The sequence below is a fragment of the Kitasatospora sp. NPDC058063 genome, from assembly GCF_042885395.1.
Classification (GTDB): domain Bacteria; phylum Actinomycetota; class Actinomycetes; order Streptomycetales; family Streptomycetaceae; genus Kitasatospora; species Kitasatospora lactacystinica.
Genome location: NZ_JBHVSD010000013.1, coordinates 21,738 through 35,319 on the forward strand (window position 1 = coordinate 21,738; position 13,582 = coordinate 35,319).

At 75.0% G+C, this 13,582-nt stretch carries 12 protein-coding genes; 2 read left to right on the plus strand and 10 right to left on the minus strand.

The genetic code is table 11. The annotated features are described in order from the left end of the window. Window positions 1-132 precede the first annotated feature (132 nt). From ACFVUY_RS23005 to ACFVUY_RS23050, 10 genes are all read right to left on the minus strand, one after another. A complete protein-coding gene (locus tag ACFVUY_RS23005; RefSeq protein ID WP_387732637.1) occupies window positions 133-1,101 on the minus strand; it encodes an alpha-ketoacid dehydrogenase subunit beta in 969 nt (322 codons plus the stop codon). After that, complete coding sequence (locus tag ACFVUY_RS23010; protein WP_387732639.1) at window positions 1,098-2,267, minus strand: thiamine pyrophosphate-dependent dehydrogenase E1 component subunit alpha; 1,170 nt, start codon at window positions 2,265-2,267, stop codon at window positions 1,098-1,100. The genes ACFVUY_RS23005 and ACFVUY_RS23010 overlap by 4 nt, the downstream gene beginning before the upstream one ends. Beyond that, window positions 2,264-4,234: a 4-hydroxyphenylpyruvate dioxygenase gene (gene hppD / locus ACFVUY_RS23015; protein ID WP_387732642.1), complete on the minus strand. Its 1,971-nt coding sequence runs from the start codon at window positions 4,232-4,234 to the stop codon at window positions 2,264-2,266. The genes ACFVUY_RS23010 and hppD overlap by 4 nt, the downstream gene beginning before the upstream one ends. Before the next feature lie 177 nt (window positions 4,235-4,411). Further along, window positions 4,412-5,668, minus strand: a complete 1,257-nt coding sequence (locus ACFVUY_RS23020; protein WP_387732645.1) for a beta-ketoacyl-[acyl-carrier-protein] synthase family protein — start codon at window positions 5,666-5,668, stop codon at window positions 4,412-4,414. 73 nt (window positions 5,669-5,741) lie between these two features. Beyond that, window positions 5,742-7,358 (minus strand): class I adenylate-forming enzyme family protein, encoded by a 1,617-nt coding sequence (locus ACFVUY_RS23025; RefSeq protein ID WP_387732648.1) that lies wholly within the window; start codon window positions 7,356-7,358, stop codon window positions 5,742-5,744. A 236-nt stretch (window positions 7,359-7,594) separates the two neighbouring features. Then, window positions 7,595-8,182 carry a hypothetical protein gene (locus ACFVUY_RS23030; RefSeq protein ID WP_387732650.1) on the minus strand — a complete coding sequence of 196 codons (588 nt, stop codon included), beginning with the start codon at window positions 8,180-8,182 and terminating at the stop codon, window positions 7,595-7,597. Between the two features lie 11 nt (window positions 8,183-8,193). Then, window positions 8,194-9,351 carry a beta-ketoacyl synthase N-terminal-like domain-containing protein gene (locus tag ACFVUY_RS23035; RefSeq protein WP_387732653.1) on the minus strand — a complete coding sequence of 386 codons (1,158 nt, stop codon included), beginning with the start codon at window positions 9,349-9,351 and terminating at the stop codon, window positions 8,194-8,196. After that, window positions 9,348-9,614, minus strand: coding sequence for an acyl carrier protein (locus ACFVUY_RS23040; protein WP_387732656.1), 267 nt, complete (start codon window positions 9,612-9,614; stop codon window positions 9,348-9,350). Before ACFVUY_RS23040 ends, ACFVUY_RS23035 begins: the two co-directional genes overlap by 4 nt. Then, window positions 9,611-9,886: a phosphopantetheine-binding protein gene (locus tag ACFVUY_RS23045; RefSeq protein WP_387732658.1), complete on the minus strand. Its 276-nt coding sequence runs from the start codon at window positions 9,884-9,886 to the stop codon at window positions 9,611-9,613. Before ACFVUY_RS23045 ends, ACFVUY_RS23040 begins: the two co-directional genes overlap by 4 nt. 80 nt (window positions 9,887-9,966) lie before the next feature. Then, window positions 9,967-11,406, minus strand: a complete 1,440-nt coding sequence (locus ACFVUY_RS23050) for a class I adenylate-forming enzyme family protein (RefSeq protein ID WP_387732661.1) — start codon at window positions 11,404-11,406, stop codon at window positions 9,967-9,969. 179 nt (window positions 11,407-11,585) lie between these two features. On the opposite strand from ACFVUY_RS23050, the gene ACFVUY_RS23055 reads away from it, so the two are divergent. Together ACFVUY_RS23055 and ACFVUY_RS23060 are read left to right on the plus strand one after the other, a co-directional pair. Continuing rightward, on the plus strand, window positions 11,586-12,686 hold the full coding sequence (locus ACFVUY_RS23055) for an alpha-hydroxy acid oxidase (protein ID WP_387732663.1): 1,101 nt from the start codon (window positions 11,586-11,588) through the stop codon (window positions 12,684-12,686). 97 nt (window positions 12,687-12,783) lie between these two features. Beyond that, window positions 12,784-13,560, plus strand: a complete 777-nt coding sequence (locus ACFVUY_RS23060; RefSeq protein WP_387732666.1) for a class I SAM-dependent methyltransferase — start codon at window positions 12,784-12,786, stop codon at window positions 13,558-13,560. Window positions 13,561-13,582: the final 22 nt, after the last annotated feature.

Consider the following 13,582-nt stretch of genomic DNA (forward strand, 5'->3'; position numbering starts at 1 on the left):
GCGACTCCTTGGTGGGCTCGTTGGGCAGTCAACGGGTCTACGGGGGTCTTGCGCGATCATCGTACGGTTTCTGGCGCGTACTCGTCAGTGATCTTTGTGAATCGATGCCGAACAGTTCGTGGGCGGGTGCGGTCAGCGGTGCTTCAGCACGAGGCCGAGCGCGTGCCGCAGCTGCTCGCGACCGGGCTGGACGGCGCGGTCCAGGGCCGGGGCGAAGGGCAGCACGGCGCCGTCCGGGCGGGTGATCCGGCGGGGCGGGGCGATCAGGCGCATCTCCTCGGCGGCGGTGGCCAGCACCTCGGCGCCGAAGCCGCAGCTGCGGTTGGAGTCGTCCAGGACGACCAGACGCCCGGTGCGCTCCAGCGAGTCGGCGAGCGCCTGCCAGTCGAAGGGGTACACCGTGCGCGGGTCGAGGACCTCCACCGAGACGTCCGGCGCCAGCTCCTCGGCGACCGCGAGGGCGTCGTACACCAGGTGCCCGAGGGCGACCACGGTGACGTCGGTGCCCGGCCGGTGGATCCGGGCCCGGCCGAGCGGGACGGGCACGAGGTCCCAGGTGACGGTCTCGCGCACCGGCATCGCGGCGGCGGGCGCGAACACCACGACCGGGTCCGGGTCGCGGATCGCCGAGCGCAGCAGCCCGTAGGCGTCGGTCGGGGTGGCGGGCACCACGGTCTTCACCCCGGCGTGCGCGAACAGGCTGTACGGATGGTCGGAGTGCTGCCCGGCCCAGCCGTCCCGGGAGCCCGAGCCGGGCACCAGGCAGGTCAGCGGGACGGCCGCCTGACCACCCGTCATCAGCGAGAACTTGTGGGCCTGGTTCACGAGTTGCTCGAAGACCAGGAACAGCAGGGACGGGATCTGGAACTCCAGCACCGGACGCCGGCCGGCCAGCGCGGCGCCGACCGCCATCGAGGTGAAGGCCTGTTCGGACAGCGGGGTGTCGACGATCCGCCCCGGCCCGAAGCGGTCCAGCAGGCCGAGGGTCGGCCCGGCCAGACCGGCGCCGATGTCCTCGCCGAAGACGCAGACCGCCGGATCGGCGGCGAGTTCGTCGGCCAGTGCCCGGTTGAGCGCCTTGGTGTACGAGAGCCTGGTCACGCGGTCACCCCCGCCCGGGGCCGCAGCCCGTCGGCGTACAGGTGGTCCAGCGCCCCCGCCGGGTCCGGGTGCGCCGAGGCGAGCGCGAACTCCTCGGCGGCGGAGAGCTGTTCGGCCACCGCGCGGTCCAGGTCGGCGACCGTCGCGGGGTCGAGCAGGGCGGCGGCCCGGGGGAGCGGGTCGCGCTCGCGCCAGGCCCCGACCTCCTCCGGGGAGCGGTAGCGCAGTTTCATCCGGCGTTCCATGGTGTGGTGGCCCTCGTAGCGGTAGGTGCGGCAGGCCAGGAAGCCGGGGCCGCGGCCGGTGCGGGCCCGTTCGACGGCGCGCAGCGCGGCGGTGCGAACGGCCTCGGTGTCCATGCCGTCCACCTCCTCGGCGGGGATGCCGAAGGCGGCCGCCCGGCCGGTGGCGCTGCCCGCGACGGCGGTGGCGGCGGGCAGGGTGGTGGCGTAGCCGTTGTCCTCGCAGACGAACAGCACCGGCAGGCGCCACATCGCGGCGAGGTTGAGCGACTCCAGCAGGACGCCCTGGTTGAGCGCGCCGTCGCCGAAGAAGGCCACCGCGACCGGGGTCCGGCCCGAATCGGGCCGCCCGGCGACGGGACCGTCGGCTGTCACCCGTTCGGCCGCCGACCGTTCGGGGGAGGAAGCGGCCAGGGCAGCCCAGGCGGCGCCGACGGCGATCGGGGCGCCGGCGCCCACCATGCCGTTGGCGCCGAGGATGCCCAGCGAGAAGTCGGCGGCGTGCATGGAGCCGCCCCGGCCGCCGTTCGATCCGTCGACCCGCCCGAGGAGCTCGGCGAGCAGCCGGTGCGGGGCGGTGCCCCTGGCGAGCACGTGGCCGTGGCCGCGATGGGTGCTGGCGAGCCGGTCGTCGGGGCCGAGCGCCGAACAGACGCCCACCGCGACGGCCTCCTGCCCGATGTACGGGTGGATGCCGCCGGGGATCGCGCCGGATTTCACCAGGCCGAGCGCCAGCTCCTCGAAGCCGCGGATCAGCCGCAGCATCCGGTAGCGCTCGGCGGGGGTGTCCAGCGGGGCGGGGCCGGCCTGCGCACCGGGGCCGGCCTGCACATCGGAGCCGGCGTGCGCACCGGGGCGGGCCTGTGCGCCGAGGCCTTCCGGCGGCCCGGCGCCCTCGTCGGTCGTGCGTGCGGGAGCGGTCACGGCCGTCCCCGCCAGACCGCCGGGCAGAACCGCGGGTCCGCGTAGTCCGGCCGGTCGTCGTCCGTGCGGCGCACCAGCACGTCGTGGTTGTACACCACCGGCTCGCCGTCCGGCCGGTCGTGCCGGCGGTACTCGTTGGCGCTGTCCTGGAGGTGCAGCGAGATCGCCCGGCGCGGGTGGGAGGCCAGGTTGGGGCCGCTGCCGTGGTAGGTGCGGCAGTGGTGGAAGGACATGTGGCCACGCGGGATCAGCATCGGCACCTTCCGCACCCGCTGCCCGTTGTGGGCGGCGTTGGCGGCCAGGATGTCCTCCAGCTCGGAGCCGTCGCGGTCGGCGAAGTGCCGGGTGGAGTCCTCGCCGGAGGGCAGCTCCTGCCAGCGGTGGCTGCCGTCGATCATGGTGATGGTGCCGTTCTCCTCGCGGCAGTCGTGGAACGGGATGAAGGCGGTGAGCATCTCGTCCGAGGTGCAGGTCTGCCAGTAGTGCTTGTCGAAGTGCCACGGCACCCTGTTGCTGGGCTCCTCGGGCACCGGGGGCTTGTAGATGAGCGTCGACTGGAAGATCCGGATCTCCTCGGTTCCGGCGAGCAGCGCGGCCACCGCGCCGATCAGCGGCTTGCGCAGGATCGCGCCGATCGCGTCGCTCTCGTAGTGCACGTAGTCGTTGTGCCGCTGGACCGGCCCGTCCTCGGGTCGCCAGGAGGCCAGCCGGGGCGGCCGGGCGGGCAGCTCGCGGTCGCGGTGGCCGGCGTAGTACAGCTCGGTGGCGGCCTGGAGGGTGTCCAGTTCCTCGTCACTGAACAGCCTGCGGGAGAGGTACCAGCCGTGCTCGCGGTAGTGCGCCACCTCGTCGGGGGTGGGCAGCAGGGCGAGCTCGGCCTCGGTGAGCCGGAACTCGGAGGCTGCGGCCATCGGGAGGGCCTCCTTCGGATGTGCGGGGGAGGGCCGGTCGTCGGCGATGGGCCGGGCGACGGCTGCGGGCCGGTCGTCGGCGGTGGGACTGTGCCGTTCGACGGCCTCGTAGAGGGCCTTGATGTTCGCGGTGCCGAAGGTACCCGCTCCCTGCCGCTCGATCAGTTCGAGGAAAAAGGTGCGCCGGGGGTGTGTCGAACGGGCGAAGATCTGGAACAGCTGGCCGCCGTGGTCCTGGTCGACCAGGACGTGCAGGTCGCGCAGGGTCGCCACCGGGATGGCCGTCCCGCCGAAGCGCTCGGTCAGGGCGTCGAAGTAGGCGTCCGGGGTGCTCAGGAACTCCACGCCGCGCTCCCGGGCGGTCCGGACGGCGCCGGTGATGTCGCGGGTGCTGAAGGCGAGGTGCTGGACGCCGGCCCCGCCGTGGGCAACGAGGAACTCGTCGATCTGGCCGGGGCGGCGGGTGGTGTCGGGCTCGATCAGGGTGAAGGTGACGCCGCCGGAGGCGCTCTGCACCACCTTGGAGTCCATCGCCTGCTCGCCGACCTCGATGTACTCCTCGAAGATCGTGCGGAAGCCCAGGGCCGTCTCGCAGAACCGTACGGCGTCCGCGAGCGTGCCGGCCGGCAGGCAGATCGCGACGTGGTCGAGGTCCTCCAGCAGGCGGGGCTCCGGGGTGGGCCCGGCGTCCGGCAGCGCCACCAGGCGCAGTGCGGTGTCGCCGAAGCCCTCGATCAGGGCGCCGGCCCGGTCGAGCACCCGGGCGCCGTGCCGCTCGGCCCGTTCCAGCGCGGCCGCCGGGTCGGCGCAGCCGAGCGCGAGGACGGCGACGCCGTCCCCGTGCCGGGCGACGTACTCGGCCACCGGGTGCTCCGGGTCGGGGGCGGAGGTCAGCCGCAGCCGGATGGTGCCCTGGTGCAGCCCGATGGTGCGGGCGCCGTCGGGCGCGGTGGCCGGGGCGTCGACGGTGAAGCCGTGGTCGGCGCGGAGTCCGGCCGCGGTCTTGTCGGCGTCCGCGCAGTGGAACTCGACGTGGGTGATGGTCTGGATGGACAACGGGATCTCCCCCCGGAGGGAACGGTGGATCGGGGATCGGCGCGCGGGCCGCCGCGCGGCGGTGGGCGGCGGGAGGGCGCCGACGGGCGGCGGCATCCGGCCGGCGGCGCTCGGGCCACCGCCGGCGGGCGGCCACTGTCGGGCGGCCACTGTCGGGCGACCGTTACTGGGCGACCGCTATCGGGCTGCCCGAGTGGAGGCCGGGCCGAGGATCAGGCTGAGGTTGTGGCCGCCGAAGGCGAAGGCGTTGCTCAGCGCGGCGCGCACCGGGGCGGATCGGGCGGCGCCCCGGACGTGGTCCAGGTCGCAGGCCGGGTCGGGGTCGGTCAGGTTGAGCGTCGGCGGCAGCGTCCCCCGCGCCACCGCCAGGGCGGTCACCGCCGCCTCCAGCGCGCCCGCGGCGCCGAGGAGGTGGCCGGTGGCGCCCTTGGTGGAGCTGACCGCGGGCGGCTGCGCGCCGAAGACGGCGCGCAGCGCGGCGGTCTCGGCCACGTCACCGAGCTTGGTGCCGGTGCCGTGGGCGTTCACGTAGTCGATGTCGCCCGGGGCCAGGCCCGCGTTGGCGAGCGCGGCGCGCATCGCGTCGGCGGCGCCGGTGCCGTCGGGGCGGGGCATGGTCGGGTGGTGGGCGTCGGTGGAGGCGCCCCAGCCGAGGACGTCCGCGTACCCGGCGGCACCTCGGGCCTCGGCGTGCTCGGCCCGCTCCAGGACCAGGACGGCGCTGCCCTCGCCCAGTACGAAGCCGTTGCGGCGGGTGTCGAAGGGCCGGCTGGCCTGCTCCGGCTCGTCCCAACCCTGCGCCAGGGCACGGGCGTTGGTGAAGGCGGCGGCGATGGTCGGGTGCAGCGAGGACTCGGTGCCGCCGCACACCACCACGTCGGCGTCCCCGGCCCGGATCAGCCGCAGCCCCTCGGCGATCGCCTGGGCGCCGGCCGCGCAGGCCGTCACCACGGCGGAGCTGTAGCCCCGGATGCCGTGCTTGATGGCGATCCGGGCGGCGGCCATGTTGGAGAGCATCCCGGGCAGCAGGTACGGGCTGACGCCGGGCCGGCCGCGTTCCAGCCGGCGGTGCGACTGCTGCTCGAAGGTCTCCAGTCCGCCGCCGCCGGTGGCCAGGACCACGGCGGTGCGGTGCGGGTCGGAGTCCCGGCCGACGGTCAGGCCGGCGTCGGCGAGCGCGTCGTCGGCGGCGGCCAGGGCGAGCAGCACGAAGCGGTCCACACAGCGGGTCTCGGTGGGCGGCAGCACCTCCCGGCCGTCGACGGCGGGAGCGATCCCGGCGGCGGGCAGCCAGCCGTGCGCGGGGTGGTCCTCGGGGACGGCCCGCAGGCCGGAGCGGCCGGTGACCAGCGCCTCGAACACCTCGGCGGGTCGGCGGCCGAGCGGGGAGACCAGGCCGATGCCGGTGACGACGGCACCGGGACGCGGGCTCATGCGCGGACCTCGTTCCGCTCGGCGGTCGCCCCGTGCGACGCGCACCCCTCGACGACGCGTTCGCTCTGCTCGCTCATGCGCCCACCGCCGCGAGGTGGATCTCCCGCAGCAGGACCTTGCGGACCTTGCCGGTCGGGCCGAGCGGGATGTCGTCGGGGGAGACCACCAGCACCTTGCGGACGGTCGTGGCGGCGGCCTCGTCCAGGGCGCCGACGACCGCGGAGGTGCGGTCGGCGGCCGGGTCGGCGTCAGCGGCGAGGAGCAGCAGCACGTCGGTGACCACGCGCTCGCCGTCCCGTACCGCGACCACCGTGCAGTCCAGCACGTCCGGGCAGGCGGCCAGCACCCGCTCCTCCGACATGGCGGTGAACAGCCGCTTGCCGCCGCCGAGTTCGACCGAGTCGACGGCCCGGTCCACGTGGTAGTAGTAGCCCTCCTCGTCCCGGTACATCAGGTCCCCGGTGAGGAAGCGGCCGCGCAGCCGGGTGCGGAAGGTGGTGGCCGAGTCGTTCCAGTAGCCGAGCGCCAAGGTGGGTGAGGCGGTGGCGAGTTCACCGACCTCGCCGGGGCCGAGCGGCTCGCCGTCCGGGCCGACCACCTCGCAGTCGACGAAGGCGTGCGGGCGGCCGACGCAGCGGCCGTAGCGATCGGTGCCGGGGCCGTGGGTGATGAAGAAGTGCGAGTGGCCCATCTCGGTGGAGCCGAGGCCGTCCACGAACAGCGAGCCGGGTAGCCGGGTGCGGCCGGCCCGGGTGACGGTCTCCCGGCTGCCGGTGGCGATCAGGCGGCGGATGTGCACCTCGTGGGCGCAGTCGCCGGTGTTCCACCAGAGCGCGACGGAGCTCAGGTCGCGGGCGGCGAGGTCGTGCCGGGCGAGGTCGGCCCAGGTGGCGGCGAAGCCGATCACTCCGGTGGGCCGCCACCGCTCGACGGCCTCCAGCACGCCGTCGCCGGACTGTTGGGAGAGCACGGCGAGTTCGGTGTGCGAGCTGAGCGCGAGGTTGAGGGCGATCAGGGTGGCGGCGTGCGGGGCGGGCAGTGCGCTGAGCATCCGGTCCTGGCCCTGGGGGCGGGGCAGCCGCAGCCGGTGGCGGATCGCGGCGTACAGGCTCGCGTGCGAGTGGACGACGGCCTTGGGCATTCCGGTGGTGCCGGAGGAGTGGGTGATCGCCACCGGGTCGCCGGACCAGTGCCGGTACGGCTCGGGGGCGGCGTCCGGGTCGCCGGCGCCGAGGGTGGAGATCTCCGGCAGCAGCGGCGCGCCGGGGTCGTGGCCGGCCAGTGCGGCCAGGTGGGCGGGGTCGGCGAGGACGCCGGCCGCGCCGAGGCGGGCGATGTAGCGGGCGGCGCGCTCGCCGTCCAGGTTGGGGTTGAGCAGGGCCGGGACGGCGCCGAGCCGGGCCAGGGCGAGGAAGGAGAGCACGTGGTCGGCGGCGTCGCTGGCGTACACCACGACGGGGTCGCGCCGGGTGATGCCCAGCGCGTGCAGCGCGGCGGCGCGGGCCCGGACCGCGCGGTCCAGCTCACGCAGGGTGAAGGGCTGCCAGGCGGGGTGGTCGTCCACCGGGGTGTCGAAGCTGAGCAACGGCACGTCCAGGTCGAGCCCGAGGGCGATCCGGGCGGTCAGGACGTTGCCGGCGCCCACGTCGGGGTCGTCCGCGAGCTGGGTGCGGAGGCTGCGGATGGTCACGGGGGTGGATCCCTCCCTCGGGGCCGGTGGACGGCCCGGGCGGCTGATCGGGTGACAGTGGTCGGCCGCACGGGCGGCGGGTGCGGTCGGCCGCGCGTCGTCGGGCGGCGGATGTCGGGAGTGAGGCGGGGGCGGGCGGGGGCGCTGGTGTGCCGGGTGCGGCTGCGTCAGGCGCCGGGCCTCGATGATTGCTACGGCCGGGGGCGGGCGGCGGGTTCAGTTCGTTCGGGTTCAGTTCATTCGGGTTCAGTTCGTTCGGTTTCGGCGGGTTCGGTTTCGGCCGGTCCGGATTCCGTGGCCGGACCGGCGAGCAGGACGGCCGCCGCCAGGTCCCCGTCGGGCGTTTGCTCGGCGGCCACGGCCAGTACTCGGTCGGCGTCGCCGTCCTGGAGCAGCAGTGCGGCGAGTTCGAACGCCTCGGCGGGGACACGGCCGGGTTCGGCCTCGGCCGGGCAGATTGCCACGACAGGGCCGGTCAGGCCCCAGCGCGCGGCGATGTGTCCGAGGACGGCGTTGGGGTTGGACTGGAAGAACAGCAGCGGGCCGGTCCGCTGCCCGGGTTCGGCGCTGCGCTCGATGGCCCGCGCGGTTTCGAGGTCGCCGCTCGCGCTGGCGAGCAGCAGGGCGGTCCGCCCGGGTGCGGGCGGCTCGCCGTGATGGGCGCGCAGGCAGCGTTCGGCGGTGTCGGCGACCAGCGGATTGAAGCCGGAGGCGGAGAAGCCGGGCAGTGGTGGCGGTGGCGGTGGCCCGTCCGGGCCCGGTGCGGGGTGGCGGGCCTCGGCGAGGATCCGCAGTCCGTGGGTGTGGTCGGCAGGGGTGGTCATGGCGGTGGCTGTCATCCCGGGGCCAGCAGCAGCGCGGTGTTGGCGCCGCCGAAGGCGGAGTTGAGGCTGAGGGCGTACGGGGGGCGGGCGGCGTGCGGGCCGTCCAGGACGAGGTCCAGTGCGACGTCCGGGTCCGGGCCGAGCCAGCCGGCGTTGACCGGGAGCAGTCCGGTGCCCAACGCGCCGATGGTGGCAGCGAGTTCGAGCAGTGCGGAGGCCTCCAGGGCGTGCCCGTGCACGGATTTGCTGGAGCTGACCGGCAGGCGGTCGGTGTGCGGGCCGAACACCCGCCGCAGGGCGTGGGCCTCGGCCCGGTCGGCGAGGGCGGACCCGGTGCCGTTGGCGTTGACGTAGCCGACCTCCGCCGGGTCGGCGCCCGCGCGGGTGAGCGCGGCCCCGATCGCCCGGACCGCCCCGCCGCCCTCCGGTTCCGGGCGGCAGACGTGGTGGGCGTCCCCGGCCCGGCCCCAGCCGGCCAGCCGGGCGAGGGCGGGCGCGCCGCGGCGTTCGGCGGCCGGGGCGGACTCGACCAGGACGGCCGCGGCCGCGTCGGCGAGCAGGGTGCCGGTGCGGCCGGCGCTGAACGGGCGCGCCTCGCCGTCCCGGGCCAGCGCCCGTCCGGCGTCGAAGACCGCGAAGACGCCCGGTTCGACCAGGTGTCCGGCGGCGACCAGGATCCGCTCGTGCCGTCCGGCGGCCACCAGGGCGCCCGCGTCGGCGACGGCGGTCGCGGCGGCCACGCAGGCGCCGTTGTACACCCGGGTGACGCCCGGCGCGCCCCAGTCGGCGCGGACCCCGGCGGCCACCGCGGCGGCGGTCGCGCGGGTGCGCTCGTCGCTGTGCAGCGCGAGCAGCACGGGCAGTCCGGCGCCCTCGGCGGCGGTCAGTCCGGCCTGCCGGCAGGCCTGGCCGATCGCGTCGAGCACGGCCCTGGCCAGCGGAAAGGTGCAGGCCAGCGGCACGGTGGCGGGGAACAGCGCGGCCCGGGTGGTGCGGCGGGCGCTCACATCGAAGCGGGTGACCGGGCCGAACAGGGACTTGCCGTGGGTGGCGGCCTCGGTGAGCGGGGCGAGTCCGCGCCCGGCGGCGCTGAGCACCCCGACACCGGTGACCACCGGGTGGCCGGCCGTCCGGCCCGGTGGTCCGGTGCCCGTCCCGGCGGCGATCACGGCTGTGCGCCCGCGCGGTCGGCGAGGACGGCCTCGCGCAGCAGTCCGGCCGCGTCGTCGACGGTGCGCACCGCGCCGAAGCGGTCGTCGTCCAGGTCCAGTTGGAGCCCGTACCGCTGCTCGAACTCGGCGACGAGCCAGGTGAGTTCGAGCGACCCGAGGTCCTCCGGCACGGCGTCGACGGCGCGCTGCCCGAACGCCGCCAGCATGGTGAGGACCTCGGTCCGGTCCGGCAGGGTGTCGGGGAGCGGGGAGTCGGTCATGCGGCGCTGCCGGAGGTGGTGGCGAGGGCGTCGACCCGGCGGGTGACGTCGGCGGTGAACTCGTCGAGCGTCATCAGCGCGGTGGTCTCCATCTCGTCCAGGTCGAACTTGATCCCGAACTCGTCCTCGACCTGCACCGACAGGTCGGCGAGGGCGAGCGATTCGAGGTCCAGTCCGGCCGGGCCGAGGTCGGTGTCCCCGGTGACCTCGGAGACGTCGTACTGCATCTCGGCGAGTGCCGCCAGGACGAAGGCGCGGATGCGGTCCTGCATGGTGGTGGGCTCCTTGTCGGGGTGGTGGTGCGAAGGGATCGGGGTGCGGCCGGGTGCGGCCGGCCCGGTGGCGGGCGGGGTCAGCCTGCGGCGGGCCGGCCGGCGGCCGCGCTCTCGCGCAGGGCGGCCGGGTCGCGCAGCAGCTTTCCGGTGGCGGTGCGGGGGAGCCGGTCCAGCCGGGCGAGCCGGCGCGGCCGCTTGTAGGCGGCCAGGCGGCGGGCCAGCCCGTCCTGGACGGAGGCGAGGTCGGTCCCGGGTTCGGTGGCCAGGTAGGCCTCGATCGCGCCGCCGTCGAAGACCACCACGGCCTCGCGGACCTCGGGCAGCGCGGCGAGCGTCTGCTCGACCTCGGTGAGGTCGACCTTCAGGCCGCCGATCGAGACCTGGGAGTCCAGTCGGCCGAGCACGGTGACCAGGCCGTCGGCGGTCAGCTCGGCGGCGTCCCGGGTGTGCAGCCAGCCGTCCGACCAGGGGGTCGGATCGTCCAGCCCGGGGTACGGGGAGGCCGCCGCGCCGATCTGCAACTCGCCCTTCACCAGGCGCAGTTCCATGCCGTGCACGGGCCGCTTGGCGGGGTGGAGCGTGCCGGAGAGGTCGGTGGCGATCACCCCGGTCTCGGTCATGCCGTACATGGTGCCGAGCGGGACGCCGTAGCGTTCGGTGAACAGCGCGGGCAGTCCCGGGCGGACGAGCTCGCCCGCCACGACCATCCGCCGCAGCCGGGGCAGCGGCGGGGGAGCGACCGTCCCCGCCAGCAGCTCGGCGTGGAAGGGTACCCCGATCACGGTGGTCGGCCGGTCGCTCGCGGCGACCTCGGCGAGGATGCCCGCCGCCGTCATCCGCTCCGGCACGGTGAGCGCGACCCGGGCGTGCAGGCTGTTGAGCAGCCCGCCGACCAGGCCGAGCACGTGCACCACCGAGGAGAGCAGGACGACCCGCTCGCCCTCACCGGGGAACTCCACCAGCCTTCGGTAACAGTCGAGTTCGCGTAGTAGATCGGCCGCCGTGCGGGCGATGACCTTGGCCGGACCGGTGGATCCGGAGCTGAGCTGGATCAACGCGTGCCCGGTGCGGGCCGGGTGTCCGTCCGTCAACGGGACGGCCACCGGCTCGACTTCGGAGAAGCCGCGCAGGGCCGCCGCGGACCGATGGGCGGAGCCTACCAGCACCTGCGGGGCCAGCCGCGCCACCGCCGCGTCGATCTCGTGGTCGGTCAACCGGTGGTCGAGCAGTGCGACTTGGGCGCCCAGACGCCAGCATGCCAGCAGCACCGCGACGAAGGCCACCGAGGGCGGCAGCCGCAGCGCCGCCGTCCCGCCGGGGCCGAGCCCGGCGGCCGCCAGTCGGTCGGTCTGCTCCTCGACCAGGCCGCGCAGGGTGTCCCGGTCGAGCGGTGCGCCGAGGCGCAGGCACTCCTCGGTGCCGGGGCCGGCCAGCAGCAGCCGGTCGACCCAGGAGTCCGGGGCGTCGGAGTGCGGCAGGAAGGCAGCCGGAAGTACGGAGGGGAAAAAGCCGGTCAACGCGGCTCCACACAAGTGAGGGGATTTGACATGAACGCCGTTAACAAGTCAGAACGGCCAATTCCGTGGCCAGACCATGGCACAGACGTTTGGTCAAATCAAGGTCTATACCAATGTGGTCGTTGCTCCTACGCTGCCCAACCAGGACCGGCCCGCGCGTGGCCGTCCTGGAACGAGGAATGCCCGTGAGAGTTCTCACGTCGGCCGGGATCGAGCGTGCGGCGCGCGACCGACTCCCAACGGAAATCTGGGATTTCATCGAAGGCGGCAGCGATGCGGAACGCACCCTGGCGGCCAACCGGGAGATGTTCGGACGCCATGCGCTGCGTCCGCGCACACTGGTCGACGTCTCCGCCTGCGACCCGGCCCTGACCCTGCTCGGCGCACCGCTGCGCCTCCCGCTCGGGATCGCCCCGATGGCCTACCACCGGCTGGTCGACCCGGAGGGCGAGACCGCCACCGCGCGCGCCGCCGGCCGGGCCGGAGCCCTGCTGGTCGCCGCGATGTTCGCCAGCCGCACCCTGGAGGAGATCGCCGCGGCCGCCACCGGCCCGCTCTGGCTCCAGCTGTACTGGCTGCGCGAACGCGCCGCCCTCGCAGCCCTGGTGGAGCGCGCCGAGGCGGCCGGCTACCGCGCACTGGTGCTGACCGTGGACGCCCCCAGGATCGGCCGCCGACTGCGCGACCTGCGCAACGGCTTCGCCGTCCCGCCCACCGTCCGGGCAGTCAACCTGGACCGGTCCCTGATGTCCGCCAGCCACCGCGCCGCCGACGGCGGTTCGGGCATCGCCGAGCACGCCCGTGAGCAGTTCGACCCCACCCTGAGCTGGACCGATCTGGCCTGGCTGCGCGAACGCACCCGGCTGCCGCTGGTCCTCAAGGGCGTCCTCACCGCCGAGGACGCCCGGCTGGCCGTCGAGCACGGCGTCGACGCCCTCCTGGTCTCCAACCACGGCGGACGCCAACTCGACGGGGCGATACCGGCCCTGGCGGCGCTCCCGGAAGTGGTCGAGGCGGTGCCCGCCGACCTGCCGGTGCTGTTCGACGGCGGCGTGCGCAGCGGCACCGACCTCGCGATCGCCCTCGCCCTCGGCGCCCGCGCCGTGCTGATCGGCCGCCCCGCGCTCTGGGGCCTGGCCGTCGGCGGCGAGGCCGGGGTGCACCGGGTGCTCGACCTGCTGCGCGAGGAACTGGAGCACACCATGGCCCTGTTGGGCCGCCCCCGGCTCGCCGACCTGGACCGCACGGTCCTCGCCCCCTGGCCCTGCCCGGCCCGCTGACGCCGCACCCGCGCGGTCGTTCATCCGCTTCGCACCCGCGCGGCCCTTGAACCGCGCCGCCCCCGAACCGCGTTCTTCCCACCAGGAGGTCCGACACATGACCGAGCAGAGCGAGCGATTCCCGGGCTGGGACTGGGACGACCCGGACGGGCTGGCCCCCCGGCTGGACGCCTTCAGCGAACAGGTCGCCACCTGCGAGAAGCTCGAAGCACATCCGGGCGGGCTGCCGCGCGACCACGCGGGCCTGCGCGAACTCGGCATCACCGGCATCGAGTTCGCCGCTTTCCGGACCGCCCACCCGCAGGGGCTCGGCACCGACCTCGCCACCCTGCGCAGCCCCGACATCGCCACCGAGCCCGGCACCCTCTACCGGGTCGACGGCGACCGCTGGTTCACCCGGCTCGACATCGCCGAACCGCTGCCCTTCGCCGACGCCAGCGTCGACTGGGTGTACGCCGAGCACCTGATCGAGCACGTCACCATGCCCGTCGCCGTCGGCTGGCTGCGCGAGGTCCGCCGGGTGCTGCGCCCCGGCGGCGTCCTGCGCCTGACCACCCCCGACCTCGCCCGCTACCTGGTCGGCTACGCCACCGGCGACGGCTTCCTCGCCAAGCACCGGCGCCGGCTGACCACCCTCGGCTTCGGCCCGCCGATGCCCGCGCGTCCGGCCTTCCTGGTGAACCAGATCTTCCGGCACTTCGGGCACCAGTGGATCTACGATCTGGACGAACTGCGGCATGTCCTCACCCAGGCGGGCTTCGACCCCGGGAGGATTCGCCCGTGCGCCTACCGGCAGGGCACCCGGCCGGACGTCGCCGACCTCGACACGGCCTTCCGCACCGACGAGACCGTGTACGTCGAGGCAGACCGCTGAGCCCTCCGCACCGAATGGATCC